The organism is Brevibacterium sp. MGP-B1 (assembly GCF_057766545.1).
The window spans coordinates 1,940,809-1,958,993 of sequence record NZ_CM173407.1; the positions used below are offsets into that span (position 1 = coordinate 1,940,809).

An 18,185-nucleotide genomic window follows, 5' to 3' on the forward strand; every position below is an offset into this window, starting at 1 on the left:
GAATCAGGAGCTCAGTCGAACCGAGCAGCGCCCCTGCCCGCGCTGACGGCGAAGATGTCCGGCTCCCCGTAGCCGTGCTCGGCGAATGCCGAGGTGACGGCGTCGCCAACTTGAACAACCTGGTCTGCGTGGATGAGGGCGATCGCGGAACCGCCGAAGCCGCCGCCGATCATCCGCGCGCCGAGCGCCCCGGCGCCCATCGCGGCAGCCACCGCCACATCGAGTTCGACACAGGAGACCTCGTAGTCGTGCTGCAGCGATTCGTGGGAAGCCACCAACAGGTCGCCGATTGCTCTGATACGCGCGTCATGGTCGTCGCCGGTTGATCGTTCATTGTCCTCGAGCAGTTCGACGGTGGCGCGGACCCGGGCGTTTTCGGCGATGACATGGCGCACCCGCTTGCGCTGCTCCTCTGTCAGACCGCTCAGGTCGACGTCGTCGGCGAGTTCCCGCAGACTGTCGACTCCGAAGATCGCAGCGGATTCCTCACAGGTCCTCCGCCGGGCGCCGTACCCGCTTTCGCTGTGCGAGTGAGAGACTTTCGAGTCGATGACGAGGAGTCTGAGCCCCTCGGCGTCGAGGTCGAAGGGAATCTGGCGGGCGCTGAGGTCGCGGCAGTCGAGGAAGAGCGCATGCCCGGCCTCGGTCATGATCGACGCGGCCTGGTCGACGATTCCTGTCGGTGCACCGACGAAGTCGTTCTCGGCTCGCTGAGTCAGCAGGACTTTCTCCCGGTCGTCGAGACCGAGGCCATACACCTCGTCGAGGGCGATGAGCACCGCGACTTCGAGTGCGTGCGATGAGGACAGTCCGGCACCGACGGGCACGGTGGATTCGATATAGAGGTCGACTCCGCCGACCACCGTGCCGGTGGTCTTCGCGATCTCATCGACGACTCCGGCAGGATGGCTCAGCCATCCGGGCAGGGTTCCGGGCACGAGGTCCGCGGCCGCGAACTGGCCGGACATTCTCTGGCCGGTGTCATCGCGATGGTCGGAGACGATGCGAATGCTCTCCCCACGCCGAGGCGGCTGCACAGTCCCCGGGTTCTCTGCGTCATCGACCTGCCGCTCTGCGGCGTCCCCGCCTCGCCCGGCAGCGCCGTTGTCGGGTCGCCGACCGATGGCGACGTACACCGCCCGATCAATGGCGATCGGCAGGACGAAGCCGGCGTTGTAGTCGGTGTGTTCGCCGATGAAGTTCACCCTGCCTGGAGCACGGAAGGAACCGATCGGACGGTATCCGAACAGGGACTCGAACTCCTCGGCGAGGTGTTCGGGGGTCGGTGTGGATACGGCCTCGGGGGTCTCTGTGGTCATGGACGATCGTCTTCCGGGTCGAACGCCGAAGCCGTGCTCGCGTTCGCGCTCACGGGTACGGCCTCCTCGGCGAGGGGTTCCAGGGTCACGGCACGCAGTCTGGCTGCAGTCTCCTCGGCGGAGACGTCGCCGACGAAGGCACCCATGGCGGCCTCCGAACCGGCGAGGAACTTCAGCTTGTTCTCCGCACGACGGGGGCTCGTGATCTCGAGGTGGAGCCAGTCGGCGCGGCGGTCGGCACTGTTGACCGGTGCCTGGTGCCAGGCCGCGATATACGGGGTGGGGCTCGGGTAGAGGCCGTCGATGCGGCGCAGCACCTCCGGATAGACGCGGGCCAGGTCGTCACGTTCGGACTCGTCGAGCTCGTCGACGCTTCCCACCTGGCGGTGCGGAACGAGGTGGACCTCGATCGGCCAGCGGGCCGCGAAGGGCACGAAAGCGGAGAAGTGGTCGGTCTCAAGAATCATTCGCTCTCCTGCCTCGCGTTCGAAGGCGAGCACATCGCCGAGCAGCGGCCGACCGGTCCGGCGCAGGTGTTCATGCGCCCGGGCCGAGGTGATCGCGGTGTGCGGGGTGACATAGGGGTAAGCATAAATCTGACCGTGCGGGTGGTTCATCGTCACACCGATCTCCTCCCCGCGGTTCTCGAAAATGAATACCTGTTCGATGCCCGGCAGGGCAGAGAGTTCGGCGGTCCGATTGGCCCAGGCGTCGATGACGGTGCGGGCGCGGGCGGTGCCGAGGCATGCGAAGGAGCCGGTGTGCTCCGAGGAGAAGACGACGACTTCGCAGCGGCCGTATCCCGGTCCCGACAGCGCGGAGGTCACGGTTTCGGCGGAGTCGGCGGCCGTCTCGGCGAAGGTGGTGTCCACGCTCTGAGCGGACGGAACATCACCGAGGCCGGGGCCGAGGGAGGGGAAGCGGTTCTCGAAGACGGCGACGTCGAAGTCCACTGCCGGGATCTCTGTAGGACGGTCCGTCGTCGACGGGCACAGCGGGCACTCGGCGGCGGCGGGCAGGTGGGTGCGGGTCTGTCGGTGAGTGGCCACGGCGACCCATTCGCCGGTGAGGACGTCGAAGCGCAGGGTTCCGCTGTCGGGGCGCGAATCGTGTGGCCGGGGGTCGGCGGCGATCGTCGGTGCAGGTGAGTCGGGGTCCTGGAAGAATAGGATCTCACGACCATCGGACAGGTTCGCCCGGCGATGCGACGCTGGCATCAGACCTCCCAAAAGTTATCATTTTCGATCATAATGCTAACATCTGGCGGCCCGGATGCGTGCGGACAGCGTAGAATATCTGCAACTGTTCTTCCCGCGCTCGAGCACCCTGGAGACCCATGACCGCCACCATCGAACTCGCCTGTGACGAGTCAGCGGCGGTCATCTCCCCCATCGGCGCGAGCCTGGTTCGCTTCAGCGTCGGCGATCGTCCGGTCGTGGTGCCGATGAACGCCTTCGACGGAGCCGTGCTCGCCCCCTGGCCGAATCGGATCGATGGGGGTCGTTACGACTTCGCCGGAGACAGCCACCGGCTGCCGATCACCGAGCCCGAGCGGGATACTGCACTGCATGGCCTCGTCGCCGATGTGCCGTGGTCCGTGGTCGAGCGCACCGAGTCGACGGTCAGTCTCGAATACACGTTGGAGCCGACCGAGGGATATCCGTTCGCGTTCGATCTGCAGGTGGATTTCGAACTCGCCGAGGCGGAGCTGCGCATGCGCGCACGTGCCCTGAACACGGGGTCGGCTCCTGCACCGTTCGGTTTCGGATTTCATCCGTGGCTCTCCCCGGGCGCCGCCGCATCGGGTGCAACCGACCCCGTTGACGGTGCCCTTGTCGATGAGGCACAGCTCGTCATTCCCGCTGCGCGCTGGTACGAGACCGATGAGCGGCTCATCCCCACGGCTGTTCGTCCCTTCGATGACGGCACTGCCGTCCCGGCCGATCATGCCTCCGATGATTCCGCATGCATGGTGTGCAAGGACTTCCGGGCGCTGCGCCTCATCGGCGGCACGATCCTCGATGATGCGTACGGCTCGCCTCGGTGCGGTGACGACGGTTGGTCGCGGGCACGGCTGAAGGGTGCAGATCTGCGCGAGGTCATCGTCGGGATGGGGCCCGGGTTCCGCACCTGGCAGGCGTGTACGGGCGACGGGCTCGATGAGGATCTGGCTCGGCGGGCGATTGCGATCGAGCCGATGACGTGTCCCCCGAACGCGTTCGCAGCGGGCGAGGCAGGCGAGGACTTCGACGTCGTCGCCCCGGGTGACGAGCTTGTCGTCGAGTGGAGCATCGCTCTGACCGGGGTCGACGGCGGCGGGATTGCCGATTCGGGCTCGTCCGTCTCCGACAATGCTTCCGCTGACTCCGAAGAGGCTTCGTCTGACCCTGACGATGCTTCCGTTGACTCCGACGCCTAGCATCTCCCGCCTCAGCCTGGACCTGCGGGCTGCGGGCTGCGGGCTGCGGGCTGCGGGCTGCGAGCCAAGTCAACACTTCGCTGTTCCTTCCACAATGACAGTCGCCCTGCCGCGAGTCGGCGCATCCTGATAGGTTGCGACTACAGGCAGATATCAGGCGAGCGTGCCCTGCCCTGGGTACGTTCCATTCTCGAAGGGGACACCATGTCGACACCGCAGAACCCGAACGACCCGAACAGCAGCTCGGCTGAGCAGAATCTCGACGGCCAGAACCCCGGCGCGAGCGACCAGCCGGAGAGTGCCCAGTCAGCCTCGGACCAGTCAGCGCAGAACCCTCAGGACACCCAGTTCCAGCCCAGCCAGGATGCACCGGCATCGCAGCACGGCCAGGACGCACAGTTCCAGCCCGATCAGCCCACCTATCAGCAGGGCACCTACGATCCCAATGCCTACCAGGCACAGGGACAGCAGTACCAGCAGGGCGGATATTCGCAGCCCGGCGCTTATCAGCAGGATCCCTATCAGCAGGGCGCATACTCGCAGGGTGCAGCCCAGCAGCAGGCGTACGGCCAGCCCGCCTACGGTCAGCCTGCGTATGGTCAGGCTCCGCAGTCGGCGCCTCAGCAAGCCGGGTTCTTCAAGTCGCTGTTCGACATCCGCTTCGACAACTTCATCGCAGTGAAGTGGGCGGGCTTCATCTACATCATCGCGATCGTGGTCGCGGTCCTGTCCTACCTCGGGACCATCGTGGCAGGCATCACCACGGGAATCGCCGCGGGTTCGGCGTCGAGCTACCTCAACGGCGGCCCGAGCTTCAGCGTGCTGCCGCTGATCCTGTCGATCATCTTCGGCTGGATCATCCCGGCTCTGTGGGTCATCGGCGTGCGTCTCGTGCTCGAACTCATCGTCTCCAACATCAAAACGGCCGAACATACGAAGCGCATCGCCGATTCCGTCGGCCGCTGACTCACTGCATCAGAAGAATAGGTCGCTATCGGATACTTTTCGCGCAAGAAAGTATCCGATGGCGACCTAAAGTTTGGCGGAAGCATCCGATAGTGACCTACGTTTTGGCGGAAGCATCCGATAGTGACCACTATTTGGGGCGAGTGAGTCCCGCCACCTACAGCCTCCCCACACCCGTGCTTCCCATGGGCTCTATGATCGGATCCGCGGACTGGCGAACGAGGGAAAACGCCCGTGAATTAGAGTGAGCCCCGCACCGAAATTCGATGCGGGGCTCAACCGTACCCCCGAGCAGATTCGAACTGCCGTTACCGCCTTGAGAGGGCGGCGTCCTAGGCCACTAGACGACGGGGGCTAGAACAACACTCCTGGACTGATCCAGACTGTGTCCGCTGGGCTACCAGGACTTGAACCTAGACTAAATGAACCAGAATCACTCGTGCTGCCAATTACACCATAGCCCAATGTTTTTCAAGGATATCCCCGAGGAGATTTCCCTGAGCAACGAGATATAACTCTACACAAGCACCCCGCCTCCCGACAAATCCGAGAGGCTCCTTTTCAGTGTGACCTTCTTAACACAACGGGCTCCCCGCACCTGTCCCGCCGACAGGCCAGTAGTCCCGCGCGCGCAGGCTCGGTCTGCCTGCCCCGACAGGCCCTGGCCTCACCCGCGGGCGAGGCCGATGAGCCGGTCGAAGACCCGGTAGCCGTCGGCGCGCAGACCGTTGTGTTCGTACTCGTTCGTCACCCACGGCTGCACCCCGGAAAGATGCTCGGCCGTGGCCAGCGAATACTCCACCGGCACGTAGGCGTCTTCGAAGTACACTGCCGCCGCACCGCGCACCGAGGCGGCCCGCAGAGCGTCGACATCGTAGAGACCGGGCCACTGACGTGCGGCGACGAGCTCGGCCACCTCGGCGAAGGGCGTGAGTTCGGGATCCTCATGCAGCGACTCCGGACCGGCATGCTCGCCGGCCAGCAGCGTCGGATCCTTGACCACGGCATCGGGCATCGCCCGCCTGGCCGCCCAGTTCGTCACCGTGCCGTCGGCCCAGCAGGATTCGTGGATGACGGCATAGAGCGGATTGCGCCCCGAGAACGGCAGGGACGCGGCAAGGTCATGCCGGAATGCCCCCGAAGAGAAGTCGAGGTCGAGCAGATAATGCAGCTTCTCCGGACCATCCGAGGCGCCGAGGAAGTGCCCGAGCAGACGGATCCGCTCCGGCGTCGCCCGCGCGCCCCCGGGCAGGGCGAGACCGTCACCGACAGACGCAAGGTCGACGAGGCGCCGCATCTTCTCACGGTCGCCGGGGAACGCTGCGTAATACTGCTCGGACTTGCGGATCATGCCCTCCCACGTGCGTCCGTAGACGGTCACCGGGTCGAGGCCGATCGCCGGCAGACCGCCGGTGAAGTAGACCTCGTGAAGGGCATTCGAATGCGCGGAGATGTAGCGCAGAGTCGTGAAGCCGCCGAAGGACTGCCCCAGCAGGGACCAGGTCTCCGCGCCGAGGTGGCGGCGCAGGATCTCCGCGTCCTCGACGATCGAATCGGCACGGAAGAAGGACAGCGCCTCGGCGATCGCGGCCGGGTCGCCCCCTACCGTCTTCAGTCCGGTGATGGCCCCATCAACAGAGCCGATCGGATTCGATCTTCCGGTTCCACGCTGATCGAGCATGACGACCTGGAATTCCTCGAGGGCACGCTTCACCCAGCCGCCGGGACCGCCGACGATGCCCGGGCGCGGGGCTCCCACGCCGGGCCCGCCCTGCAGGTACACGAGGTAGGGCTTCTGACTGTCCGCCTCGGTGGCGATGATCCGGGCGAACACGTCCATCGTGTCCGGCAGATTCACCTTCCCCGAGGCGGCAGACGCGGCGTTCTCCCCCGCCGAGGCGACATCCCCCGACCGTCCGAAATGGTCGAAGGGCACGGTGACCGTCACGTCACGGAAGTGCAGTCCCCCACGGGTCCAGTTCTTCTGCTCGACCATGGTCACAGCTGCGCCGCGAGTGCCTTGAGGCGCTTCAGCGAGGAGTCCTTGCCGAGGATCTCCATCGACTCGAACAGCGGTGGTGAGACCTTGCGGCCGGACACGGCAACACGCAGGGGTCCGTAGGCCAGGCGCGGTTTGATCTCCATCTCGTCGACGAGTTTCGCCGACAGCACCTCTTCGAGCTTCGCCGTGGTCCAGTCGTCGAGCCCTTCGAGGACCTCGATGGAGGCGGCGAGCACCTCGGGTGCAGAGTCCTTGAGCGTCTTCAGTCCGTCTTCGGCCATGACGAGGTCGTCGTCGGAGGTGAAGAGGAACGCGAGCAGGTCGGGAGCCTCTCCGAGCAGCTTCATGCGGGTCTGCACGAGCGGAGCCGCCTCGTCGAGGATCTGCAGCTGAGCTTCGGTCGGGGACTCCGGGAGCACCTCGGCGGCCTGGAGATACGGCACCAGACGGTCACGGAAGTCATCCGGCTCGAGGAGGCGGATGTGGTCGGCGTTGATGGCGGTGGCCTTCTTCACGTCGAAGCGGGCCGGGTTGGGCAGGACATCGTGGATGTCGAATGCCTCGGTGAATTCCTTGACGCTGAACACGTCGCGGTCGGGTCCGATGGACCAGCCGAGCAGGGCGAGGTAGTTGATGAGTCCCTCGGGGATGAATCCGTTCTCGCGGTGGAGGAACAGGTTCGATTCGGGGTCGCGCTTCGAAAGCTTCTTGTTGCCTTCGCCCATGACGTAGGGCAGGTGGCCGAACTCGGGGGTCGCCTCGGCGATGCCGATGGCCTTGAGGTGTTCGTAGAGAGCGATCTGACGCGGGGTCGAGGACAGGATGTCCTCGCCGCGGAGCACATGGGTTATGCCCATGAGCGCGTCGTCGACGGGGTTGACCAGGGTGTACAGCGGCTGGCCATTGGCACGGACGACGACGAAGTCGGGAACGGTGCCGGCCTTGAAGGTGATGTCGCCGCGCACGAGGTCAGTGAAGGTGATGTCCTCATCGGGCATGCGCACGCGCCATACGGGTTCGCGGCCCTCGGCGCGGAAGGCGGCCTTCTGCTCGTCGGTGAGGTCGCGGTCGTAGCCGTCGTAGCCGAGCTTCGGATCACGGCCTGCGGCCTTGTGCCGGGCTTCGACTTCCTCGTTGGTCGAGTAGGACTCGTAGATGTGGCCGCCGGCCTTGAGCTTCTCGATGACGTCGGCGTAGATCTCGCCGCGCTGCGACTGGCGGTAGGGTCCGTTGTCGCCGCCGACCTCGATGCCTTCGTCCCAGTCCAGGCCCAGCCATTTCAGCGCCTCGACGACCTGGCCGAAGCTCTCCTCGGAGTCACGTGCCGCGTCGGTGTCCTCGATGCGGAAGACGAATTTGCCGCCGGTGTGCTTGGCGTAGGCCCAGTTGAACAGGGCTGTGCGGACCATACCGACGTGCGGGGTGCCGGTGGGTGATGGGCAGAAACGAACTTTGACGCTCACGATTGTCCTTTGCGTGATCTTCTCGGGTGTGAGTCTGTGGTGTGCGCGGTGGCGCTGGTGGTGTGGCGGCTCAGGCGTCCATGACCGGGTTCGACAGGACACCGAGTCCTTCGATGGCGATGTCGACGCGGTTGCCGGACACGATCTGGCCGACCCCCTCCGGGGTTCCGGTGAGGATGACATCGCCGGGCAGCAGGGTGATCGTCTCCGACAGGTGTTCGATGATGGTCGGGATATCGAAGATGAAGTCGGCGGTGGTGCCGTCCTGCTTGAGATCCCCGTCGACCCAGGACCGGATGCCGAGGTCGTCGACGTCGAGTTCGGTTTCGATCCAGGGACCCAGCGGGGCCGAGGTGTCGAAGCCCTTCGCCCGAGTCCACTGCTTGTCGGACTTCTGGAGGTCGCGCAGGGTGACATCGTTGCTCGCGGTATAGCCGAGGACATGGTCGAAGGCGTTCTCCGCCTTCACACCCTTGGCCACACGGCCGATGACGACGGCGAGTTCGGCCTCATAGGAGACGTATTCGCTGATGGCGGGCAGGCGGATGGGGTCGCCGGGGCCGATGACCGCGGTGTTCGGCTTGAAGAAGGTCACCGGGGTCACGGGAACCTCATTGCCGAGTTCGGCTGCGTGTGCAGCGAAGTTGCGGCCCACGCCGATGACCTTCGAACGCGGCAGGATGGGGCTGACCAGACGCACATCGTCGATCTTCAGCCTCTCCCCCGTCGATTGGGCCGGAGAGAAGAATGGGTCCGAGTCGAGAACGGCGAGTTCGAGTCCCGATGTGTCCCAGCTTCCGTCGGTGATCGGCGGCACTTCACCCTCGACGACTCCGTATTTGGGTTCGTCCTGATGTACAAATCTGGCGATACGCATGTGTCACAGTCTAGTCAGTGCCTGGTGCCTTCCGCGCGTCGGTGCTCATCGATCCGCGATCGGGTCTCCACAGATCCCCCGCTGTGTCCCGTGTGCGGGCGGGGCCGCCCTGCTGAGAGACTGGTGGCATGCCCGATCCGCACCTCCCGCACACCTTCGATCTCGCCCGTATCGGGGCCGGCTTGCCTGCCGCCGCGCTCATCGATGAGCTGGGCCTCGCCGAGGCGACCCCCGCCCCGAGAGTGGTCGTGGAGGCTCCTCCCGGAACCGGTAAGACCACCGTGGTGCCGCCGATGATCGCTGAGCACCTGACTGGTCCGGGACGCATCATCGTCACCCAGCCCCGGCGGATGGCGGCCCGCGCCGCGGCCAGGCGGCTCGCGTCGTTGACGGGGACCCGCCTCGGCGAGGTGGTGGGGTTCACCGTCCGCGGTGAATCGCGGACTTCGCAGGCCACACGGATCGAGTTCGTCACCACGGGTGTGCTGCTGTCCCGGCTGCTGCGCGATCCGGAGCTGACCGGTGTCGACGGCGTCATTCTCGACGAGGTGCATGAGCGGCAGCTGGATACGGATCTCGCGTTCGCGATGTGCCGGGAATTGGCGGATCTGCGCGAGGATCTGTCCGTCGTCGTCATGTCGGCGACCTTGGATGCGCAGCTGTGGGCCGCGCGCCTCGGCGACGGGCCGCAGGCACCGGCGACCCTGGTGTCGGTGGCTGCAGATACTCATCCTCTGGAGGTCCGGTGGGCACCGGCCAAGGAGCGGCCGCTCGATGCGCGGGGTGTGACCTGGGATTTCCTTGATCATCTGGCGGCGACGACGGTGCGTGCGCTGACTGAGACCGGCGAGGGCGACGTCCTCGTCTTCGCTCCCGGTGCACGCGAAGTCGACGAGGTGGCCTCCCGCGTGCGGCGCCGTGTGGAATCAGATGGCGGTTCGGGAGCCAGTGGTGGACCGATCGGCTCTGGTGGTTCGGGGACCGGTGGCACGATCGAGGTGCACACTCTCACGGGGCGGACCCCCGCGAAGGAGCAGGACGCGATCCTGCGCCCACGCACCGACCAGGGTCGGAACCGACGTGTCATCGTCTCGACCTCGGTGGCGGAGTCGGCGCTGACGATCGACGGGGTCCGCATCGTCGTCGACTCCGGGCTCTCCCGGGGACCACGGCTGGATACGCGGCGGCGCATGTCCGGGCTGGTCACGATGCGGGAGTCGAAGGCTTCGGGAACACAGCGTTCCGGTCGTGCCGCCCGGCAGGGACCGGGTGTTGCGTATCGGTGCATGTCAGAGGCGGATTGGGCGAGCCTGCCCGAGCACACTCCTCCCGAGGTCGCGACCTCCGATCTCACCTCGGCAGTGCTCGCGCTGGCCGTGTGGGGCGGCGACGATACCCTGCTGCCTGATCCGCTGCAGGCCGGACCGAAACGGCAGGCGGTCGACAACCTGGTCGCCTTGGGAGCCGTGGAGATCTCGGCGGCGGCAATGGACGGTGCAGGAGGCGAGCGCTCCGCCGATGGGCGCCAAACCGGTGAGCGCCCCGACACTGCCGAGTTCCCGACATCAGCACTGCACGTCACCCAGACAGGGCGGGCGATCGCGGCGGTTCCCGCCTCGGTGTGGTCGGCACGTGGTCTCCTCGACGGGGCCGCCCTGCTCTCACCCGCGCGTGCGGCAGAAGCGGTCGCCGTCATCGAATCCGATCAGAGGGCTCCCGGCGCCGATCTCTCCGCGCTGCTGCGGCAGCTGCAACGCAGCAGGGATACCCGCTTCGCTCAGGACCGCAAACGGTTGGCGTCGATCGCACGCGAATTCGCCTCGGACCGCGATGGCGGCGACACGGGAGACGACACCGGGAACGGTGGAATCGGCGACCGCACTGAAGTCACCGGCGGTTCCGGCACTGCGCTGACTCCCGAGGACCTCGGGCTCGTCACGGCGCTGTCGTATCCTCTGCAGATCGCGCGTCTGCGCAGCGCCTCCGATTCCGAATACCTGCTCGCCTCAGGCACGGCGGCGAGCCTGCCCCGAGACTCCTCATTGCAGGGCAGCCCATGGTTGGCCATCGCCGAGGTGAGCCTGGCCGGATCGCGGGCGATCATCCGATCTGCTGTGCCCATCGACGTCGACACCGCGGAACTCGCCGGAGCCGGGCTGCTGCACACGGAGGAGACGGCGACGTTCGAGTCCGGGAAGGTCCGTGCGGTACGGCGCAGCCGCCTCGGCGGAATCGAACTGACCTCCACCCCGATCCAGGCCGGTCGCGAACTCGCCCGCCGTGCCATCGCCGAATCGGTGCGCGAACGAGGAGCCCGCGAGGTTCTGCGTCCCTCCGAGGCTTTCGAATCTCTGTGCGCCAGGCTGGGACTGCTCCGCGCGGTCTTCGGGGACCCATGGCCGGACGTCACGTGGGAGCACCTCTCTGAGACGCTCGATCAGTGGTGTCCTGATGCGCTCGACCGGATCGCGAAGGGCTCCGATCCAGCTCGCGTGGACCTCGTCTCCGCGCTGCGCGGCCTGCTGCCGTGGCCCGAGGCGGCTCGGCTCGATGAGCTTGTGCCGACCCACATCACAGTCCCCAGCGGATCACACGTCCGCCTCGAGTATCCGGATCCCGATCTCCTCGAGCCGACCCCGATCCTCGCGGTCAAACTCCAGGAGTGCTTCGGCTGGACCGATGTGCCTCGCATCTGTGACGGCCGGGTGGCGGTCACCGTGCATCTGCTCTCCCCCGCCAGGCGGCCCCTGGCGGTGACCAGTGATCTCGCGTCGTTCTGGGCGAACGCGTATGCCCATGTGAGGGCCGAGAACCGGGGCCGTTACCCGAAGCATCCGTGGCCTGAGGATCCACTCACCGCACCTGCTGCGAAGGGCACGAAGCGCTCGGGTCGCTGAGCTGGAGCCCGACTCGACCGTCTGGGACAATGGTGCGGTGACTTCCGCACCCTCGACCACGACTCTCGCCCCAGCGATGGCGGCGACCGAGCATGCCGACGCATCGTCGGGCCGCCTCGGTGACGGTGTCATCCCTGCCGAGATCTGGCGCGAGCTGCGTGACGAACACGAGCATCGGATCGCCGAGCGCACCGATGCGCATATCGAACGGCGGATGCGACAGGAGACCCACCCGGTCGAGGACTTCCTCTTCACCTACTACCCGTTCAAGGTCGGGCAGCTGAAGAAGTGGCATCCCGGGCCGGGTGTGCGCGTCACGCTTGAGACGGCCGCTGATCGTCGGTATTTCGACCGTCGATGGTATCGCATCGACGATGCGAAGAATGTCGCCGAGGTGGACCTCGAGTCCTGGCACACCGACCGTGGGGACGGGGCGAAGTTCATCGCCTCCCTGCTGTCGTCGACCTTGGGTCGGGAAGCGAACTTCGGGTGCTTCGGCATCCACGAATGGGCAATGGTCTACCGTCTCACCGACGAGCAGCGCCGCCATCAGCAGGTGCCGCTGCGGCTGAGCCCCGCCGAGACCGACGCTGTGGTCGAAGGCCACCGCATCCAGTGTTCGCATCATGACGCGTTCCGCTTCTTCACCGAACCCGCGCGGCCCCTCAACACCTTGCAGCCGAGCCGCGAGGGCATGATCGCCAACGAGCAGCCCGGGTGCCTGCACGCGGGGATGGATCTGTACAAATGGGCGATGAAGATCTCGCCGATCGCTGATTCGGATCTCGTCGTCGACTGCTTCGACCTCGCCCTCGACATCCGCACCCTGGACATGGAGGCCTCCCCCTATGACCTGCGCGGATGGGGCTACGGGGTCGTCGCCATCGAGACCGCAACGGGCAAGGCCGAGTACATGGAGCGACAGAAGTCGTTCTCGGCGCGGGCACAGGCACTGCGGGGTCGACTGCTCGATGCTTTGGCGTCCGCCGGAGTTCATCCGCGCTGAGTCGCCTGGGGGCTGCGCTGGCTAGCCGCTGCGGCTGCGCCGGGCCCGCTGCACTGGCGAACCGCTGCGGCTGCGCCATTTCGTGGACGTCTTCGCGGTCGCGGCACTGCCGAGCCTACGATCGGCGGTATGCGCGCCGTCCTCTTCGACCAGTTCTCCGTCCGTCCCGAACTCACGGACATTCCCGCCCCGACCGCACCTGGTGCGGGAGTCGTCATCGATGTCGAAGCCACCGGAGTGTGCCGCAGCGACCATCACGCGTGGGCCGGCCACGATTCGACGATCACTCTGCCCCACGTGCCCGGGCATGAGCTGGTCGGTCGGGTCGCCTCGGCGGGTGTGGGCATACAGGACTTCCGTGTCGGCCAGCGTGTGACCGTTCCTTTTGTGTGCGGGTGCGGCAGCTGCCGGTGGTGCGTCTCCGGCAATGCGCAGGTGTGCCCCGATCAGACGCAGCCGGGATTCACACATTTCGGATCGTGGGCGGATCAGGTCGTCATCCACAATGCCGATGCCAACCTCGTGGCCGTGCCCGAGGATCTGCCGGCCGCGGCCATCGTCGGGCTCGGGTGTCGATTCGCCACGGCCTTCCATGGTCTGCGAGTGCGGGCTCGCCTTGCCGCGGACGAGACTGTCGCCGTCTTCGGCTGCGGCGGGGTGGGGCTGTCGACGATCATGATCGCGAGGGCCCTCGGCGCGAAGGTGGTCGCCATCGACGTCAGCGATGCGGCCTTGGAATCCGCCCGTGAGTTCGGTGCCGCACGGACCGTCAACGCTCGCGATCTCGGCCCTGAGGAGCTGAGCGCAGAGGTGGTCGCGCAGTTCGCGTCGACCGATCCGGACGGGGTGGCTGTGACCGTCGATGCTCTGGGCAGGGAGGACACGATCCGGGCGGCGATCGGTGCTCTGGCACCCCTGGGTCGGCATGTGCAGATCGGGCTGCTGCCTGCCGATCCGGTCGTCGATCTGCCGCGGGTGATCGCTCTCGAACTCAGTGTGCTCGGCTCTCACGGAATGGCTGCAGCCGAGTACCCAGAGCTCGTCGATCTTGTCGTTCAGGGACGGCTGCGACCGCAGGACCTCGTCAGCACTGTCATCGGCTTCGACGAGGCACCCGCGGCGATGGAGGCGATGGGGGCGCCCTCCGCCTCGGCGGGGATGACGATCATCGACCTGACCAGGTGAGACGGCCGACGGCCCGGGCACTGTACCTCACCTCGGCGAGGTCGAGCACAACGGCGGCGATCACGGCAATGCCTCACTCGTCGCCGAGTGACTCCCGCATGCTCGCGGCCAGCGATCCGATGAGCTCCTGATCTCCGCGGATACCGGGTTCGAACGGCAGCCGCAGGCGGTCCTTGTCCTTGTCCCGGTAGCGCGGAATGACATGCATATGGAAGTGGAAGACCGTCTGCCAGGCATCGGCACCACAGCAGTTGAGGAGATTGACGCCGTCGGCGCCCCACACGTCGAAAACGTGCTTGGCGATGCGCTGGGATTCGAGCACCACGGCAGACAGATCCTCGGCCGGGATGTCCCGCAGGTCCGTGCTGTGCCGTTTCGGCACGACGAGCAGATGCCCGTCCGACCCGGGCTGGATGTCCATGAACGCGAAGGTCGATTCGGTCCCGGCGATCGGCGCACTCGGCGCGTCACCTGCGACGATCTGGCAGAAGATGCAGTCGCTGCTCATGAGTTCCGATTCCTCCCCTGCTGTCAGTCAATTGTCCAGTTCGGTGCTGGGTCGAGTCCCTCAGATCGTGCCGGCAAGTCCCTCAGACCATGATGGCGAGGGCGACGTTCGTGTCCTGACCGTCCCAGCGGCCCAACAGCAGACCGGCGTCGGACTTCTCCGCCGGAGACTCGGGTGACAGACGGTAGAGGATCTCGACGTCGCCGGCGCCCGGGAGAGGTCCCGTCCCGAAGGCGTGGGCCACCTCGGTGATCTCTTCGACCCGGTTGCCCTCAGCGTCGACGCGGTACTGCTTCGCCGCGGTCGATGCGGTGGCGATGGTGTGGTCGAGGCGCTGCCGGAACAGAGGATCACCCATGCCGGCGTAGACCCACCGCTTGCCGAGCACCGAATGCTCCATATTCGCCACGAATGCTTCGTCGGCGCCCTCGAGCGGTGCTCCGCGGTAGGTCAGAGGCACCTGCAGCAGCTGGTCGCCGCTCTTCACGATGTGGATCTCGATGCCCACTTCGCCGGCGGGGTCGTCGAAGCGGTACGCGGTGACTGCCTCGAGCGGGTTCGCCGCGAGGTCGAGCTCGGCGGCCCAGTCCTGCTTGGCTACCCAGTCGGTGACGACGTCGAGCTTGCCGGGGTTGAGCTGAGCTGCGTAGATATCTGCCATGACGGTTCCTCCTGAAATCTGTCTGACATCGGCGTCAGGTGTGGCTGGGCGTGTCAGGTGTCTGTAGGTGCGAGGCGCTCGAAGGTCTCCGAAAGCTTCGCATCAGGCCTTGCGCGGTCTCAGGCCTTGCGTGGTCTCAGGCCTTACGGGTGCCGGGGATCCATTCTCCGTCAACGACTTCGTAGTCGGCGAAGACTGCCGGGGCCTCTTCGCGCATGACCTCGCCGATCTTGTTGAAGATGAGGCGGATCTCCTCTTCAGCGCCCTTTGCAGTGCGCATTTCGATGACGTGGCGCAGAGAACGCAGGTTCGCGGTGTAGACGATGCCGGTGGCCAGGCCCTCGGGCGCGAAGCGGCGCATGAACGAGGTCATGTGCTTCTTGTGGGAGAACTTCGTGCCCTCCTCGTCAAGCTCGAAATGATCGGCCATCCACTGCTGGTGCTCCTCGAGGGTGTCGAGGACCTTGAGGCTGCGTTCCATGAGTTCGGGATCTTCGCGTGCCCACTCGGGGAACCAGAACGGGATGTCCGTGAGGCGGACGTAGCGCAGCGATTCCTGCGAGAACGCCGATCCCGCGCGGTGGCGGATCAGTTCGTGGGTGAGCACGCGCGAGACGTTGTGGAGGACGAAGGTGAAGTTCGCGTGTTCGAGCACGGATCCGTGCTGGGACTTCACGACGTTGCCGAGGTACTGCGCGGAGTCGGTGCGCACGCGCGAGACGTTCGGGTTGAGTCCCGGCTCCCACGAGCGGTAGCACATACGTCCGGAGAACTCGAGGAGATCCTCGGCGTCGGGAGATTCCGCATCTTCGACCCGGTCCGCCCAGGAGGTACCGCCCACCTCGTCGAGGTAAGTCCTCATCGCTTCCCAATCGATATTGGGCTTGGCGAGCAGTTCAACGGACGGTTCGACCTGGCGCATGGCTCTCCTAGTGAAGGGGACGTGATTGATTCCCAATCCTACAGACAGCCCGGCTGGTTTCAGCGACCGGTCCGCACCGAAATTCTCCTCGCCTCAACCGTCTTGGCTGACAGGTGCGACGGGGCCCTGTACGTCGAGGTTGTGCAGGCGACCGCCCGCATCGACGACGAACGCCTGCGCCCCTGCGGATTCCACCATCACCGAGGTGGCCGCACCGTCGACGTATACGGCCGCGGCATGATCATCGATGGCGATTCCGGGGCCGGGAAGCCGGCCCTGTGCGATCCATTCCCGGAAGGATTCCTTCCGTCCGGGTTCTCCATGGAAGTGCGGGCAGGCACTCCCCCGCAGGAATCCGAGCCCGTCGTTCAGCGGTGCCAGCGGACCGAACGAGTCCGTCGAGGATGCTTCGAACCAGCAGTTCGCACCGGCGCTGATGCCGGCGAGGATCGTTCCTCCGGCGGCTGCTTCTCTCATCCGTTGGTCGACGCCATGCCTCCGCCAGAGGCTGAGCAGGTTCGCCGTGGAGCCGCCGCCGACGTAGATGAGGTCCATGTCGAGCAGCATCGCCGGATCCTGGTAGTCCCACGGACTCTGCCCGAACAGGGAGAGGACATGGGTTCGTGCCCGCGCCGCGAATGCCGCTTCGAACCTCTCGATGTAATCGCGGCTGTCACCGGATGCCGTCGGGACGAAGCAGACGTGTGGGATGCGGAGGGCTGTGCCTGTGCCTTCCCGATGGGCGGCATGGGCTCGTCGAGTCGCCATCTGCAGAAGCTCGTCGTCAATGGCCGATTCCCCGGTGTCGGACATCGAGAATCCACCACCGCCGAGGGCCACGATCGTGCCCCGGAAAGCGGTGGATTCAGAGGTGCTCACGGCACTCGGTGCGTCCACTTCTCGGTCCCGAACTTCTCATCGACGAGTTCCTGCGCCCGCTTGAGCTCCTCATCTGTGTAGGTGCCGTAAGTGGCCCCGTAGCGGGTGGCGAAGGTGTCCGCCATGACATCGATGATGTCCTTGCGCGCCTCACCGGTCTGACTCCGCAGCGGATCGACGCGTTTCTTCGCGCTCGCCACTCCCTTGTCGGAGATCTTCGCTTCGCCGATGCGCAGAACTTCGACCATCTTGTCCGCGTCGATGTCGTAGCTCATCGTCGCGTGGTGGAGCAGTGTGCCGTCGCGATTGCGCTTCTGTGCGGCACCGCCGATTTTGCCTCCGGTCGAGGAGATGTCGTTGATCGGCTTGTAGAACGCTTCCACGCCGAGAGTCTTCAGAGCCGCGAGCACCCACTGGTCGAGGAACACATATGACTCCTCATAGTCGAGGCCGGCGACGAGAGCAGGCGGGACGAACATCGAATAGGTGATGCAGTTGCCGCCTTCCATGAACATCGCACCTCCGCCCGAGATGCGACGCACGACCTGAACGTCGTACTTCTCCACGCCTTCGGGCCGCAGCTCGTTGACGTAGGATTGGAAGGCCCCGATGACGGTGGCCGTGTCCTCCCATTCCCAGAACCGCAGGGTCGGCTGCCTGCGACCTGCTGCGACTTCTTCGAGCAGGACCTGATCGAGGGCGACATTGAGCTGAGTGGGCAGCACCTCGCCGCGAATGACCTGCCAGTCGAAGTCAGTGAAGTTCGCCGCCGATCCCAACGCCCGACGCACGACGGTGGCGATATCGGCGGTGGAGAAGCCGTGCATCGCCAGTTCCGAACCGTAGCCGGCCAGTGCCTCGTCGAGGCGGTTGCGCAGCGCCGCATTATCGGCAGTGACGCTGGCGCCGACGAGGGCCGGTGCAAGGTCGAAATAGGCTTCCTCGGGTTCGAGGAAGAAGTCCCCGGAGATCTTCACCTCGGTGATGGTCTGACCGTCGGTGGTGACATCGGCGACGACGAGTTTGCCGCCGATGACCTTGTACTCGCCGTGGAAGTGCTGCGTCTCGTTCGTCATGTCTC

The 18,185-nt window shown here is 65.8% G+C and carries 15 protein-coding genes and 2 tRNA genes; 5 read left to right on the top strand and 12 right to left on the bottom strand.

The features are described from left to right. Nucleotides 1–11: 11 nt before the first annotated feature. Both galK and galT read right to left on the bottom strand, forming a co-directional pair. The gene (gene galK, locus AC3CD9_RS08875; RefSeq protein WP_488367286.1) at nucleotides 12–1,319 is read right to left on the bottom strand and encodes a galactokinase; all 1,308 of its coding nucleotides are present in this window, start codon (nucleotides 1,317–1,319) and stop codon (nucleotides 12–14) included. Continuing rightward, entirely contained in the window at nucleotides 1,316–2,536 is a 1,221-nt protein-coding gene (galT, locus tag AC3CD9_RS08880) for a galactose-1-phosphate uridylyltransferase (protein WP_488367287.1), read from the bottom strand. Before galT ends, galK begins: the two co-directional genes overlap by 4 nt. 119 nt (nucleotides 2,537–2,655) lie before the next feature. Between galT and AC3CD9_RS08885 the strand changes: the two genes are divergently transcribed. Both AC3CD9_RS08885 and AC3CD9_RS08890 read left to right on the top strand, forming a co-directional pair. Next, complete coding sequence (locus AC3CD9_RS08885; RefSeq protein ID WP_488367288.1) at nucleotides 2,656–3,738, top strand: aldose 1-epimerase family protein; 1,083 nt, start codon at nucleotides 2,656–2,658, stop codon at nucleotides 3,736–3,738. Between the two features lie 204 nt (nucleotides 3,739–3,942). Next, nucleotides 3,943–4,704, top strand: coding sequence for a DUF4282 domain-containing protein (locus AC3CD9_RS08890; RefSeq protein WP_488367289.1), 762 nt, complete (start codon nucleotides 3,943–3,945; stop codon nucleotides 4,702–4,704). A 282-nt stretch (nucleotides 4,705–4,986) separates the two neighbouring features. Here AC3CD9_RS08890 and AC3CD9_RS08895 read toward each other — a convergent pair. The 5 genes from AC3CD9_RS08895 to AC3CD9_RS08915 form a co-directional block, all read right to left on the bottom strand. Next, nucleotides 4,987–5,059 (bottom strand) — tRNA-Glu (locus AC3CD9_RS08895). Between the two features lie 37 nt (nucleotides 5,060–5,096). After that, nucleotides 5,097–5,168: transfer RNA gene (locus tag AC3CD9_RS08900), tRNA-Gln, on the bottom strand. Nucleotides 5,169–5,371: 203 nt separating this feature from the next. Continuing rightward, on the bottom strand, nucleotides 5,372–6,700 hold the full coding sequence (locus AC3CD9_RS08905; RefSeq protein WP_488367290.1) for an alpha/beta fold hydrolase: 1,329 nt from the start codon (nucleotides 6,698–6,700) through the stop codon (nucleotides 5,372–5,374). 2 nt (nucleotides 6,701–6,702) lie between these two features. After that, entirely contained in the window at nucleotides 6,703–8,169 is a 1,467-nt protein-coding gene (gene gltX / locus AC3CD9_RS08910) for a glutamate--tRNA ligase (protein WP_488367291.1), read from the bottom strand. A gap of 70 nt (nucleotides 8,170–8,239) precedes the next feature. Beyond that, on the bottom strand, nucleotides 8,240–9,046 hold the full coding sequence (locus tag AC3CD9_RS08915) for a fumarylacetoacetate hydrolase family protein (RefSeq protein ID WP_139468848.1): 807 nt from the start codon (nucleotides 9,044–9,046) through the stop codon (nucleotides 8,240–8,242). A 128-nt stretch (nucleotides 9,047–9,174) separates the two neighbouring features. Between AC3CD9_RS08915 and AC3CD9_RS08920 the strand changes: the two genes are divergently transcribed. From AC3CD9_RS08920 to AC3CD9_RS08930, 3 genes are all read left to right on the top strand, one after another. Then, nucleotides 9,175–11,943 carry an ATP-dependent RNA helicase gene (locus AC3CD9_RS08920; RefSeq protein WP_488367292.1) on the top strand — a complete coding sequence of 923 codons (2,769 nt, stop codon included), beginning with the start codon at nucleotides 9,175–9,177 and terminating at the stop codon, nucleotides 11,941–11,943. A 37-nt stretch (nucleotides 11,944–11,980) separates the two neighbouring features. Next, complete coding sequence (locus tag AC3CD9_RS08925; protein ID WP_488367293.1) at nucleotides 11,981–12,949, top strand: 3-methyladenine DNA glycosylase; 969 nt, start codon at nucleotides 11,981–11,983, stop codon at nucleotides 12,947–12,949. A 129-nt stretch (nucleotides 12,950–13,078) separates the two neighbouring features. Next, complete coding sequence (locus AC3CD9_RS08930) at nucleotides 13,079–14,134, top strand: zinc-binding dehydrogenase (protein ID WP_488367294.1); 1,056 nt, start codon at nucleotides 13,079–13,081, stop codon at nucleotides 14,132–14,134. A 73-nt stretch (nucleotides 14,135–14,207) separates the two neighbouring features. Here AC3CD9_RS08930 and AC3CD9_RS08935 read toward each other — a convergent pair whose 3' ends face one another. From AC3CD9_RS08935 to lplB, 5 genes are all read right to left on the bottom strand, one after another. Continuing rightward, a complete protein-coding gene (locus tag AC3CD9_RS08935; RefSeq protein ID WP_488367295.1) occupies nucleotides 14,208–14,642 on the bottom strand; it encodes an HIT family protein in 435 nt (144 codons plus the stop codon). 82 nt (nucleotides 14,643–14,724) lie between these two features. Next, nucleotides 14,725–15,303, bottom strand: a complete 579-nt coding sequence (locus AC3CD9_RS08940; protein WP_488367296.1) for a maltokinase N-terminal cap-like domain-containing protein — start codon at nucleotides 15,301–15,303, stop codon at nucleotides 14,725–14,727. 136 nt (nucleotides 15,304–15,439) lie between these two features. Beyond that, on the bottom strand, nucleotides 15,440–16,225 hold the full coding sequence (gene thyX / locus AC3CD9_RS08945; RefSeq protein WP_139468853.1) for an FAD-dependent thymidylate synthase: 786 nt from the start codon (nucleotides 16,223–16,225) through the stop codon (nucleotides 15,440–15,442). Between the two features lie 93 nt (nucleotides 16,226–16,318). After that, a complete protein-coding gene (locus AC3CD9_RS08950) occupies nucleotides 16,319–17,104 on the bottom strand; it encodes a Type 1 glutamine amidotransferase-like domain-containing protein (protein ID WP_488367297.1) in 786 nt (261 codons plus the stop codon). After that, nucleotides 17,101–18,180 carry a lipoate-protein ligase small subunit gene (lplB, locus tag AC3CD9_RS08955; protein WP_488367298.1) on the bottom strand — a complete coding sequence of 360 codons (1,080 nt, stop codon included), beginning with the start codon at nucleotides 18,178–18,180 and terminating at the stop codon, nucleotides 17,101–17,103. The genes AC3CD9_RS08950 and lplB overlap by 4 nt, the downstream gene beginning before the upstream one ends. Between the last annotated feature and the right edge of the window lie 5 nt (nucleotides 18,181–18,185).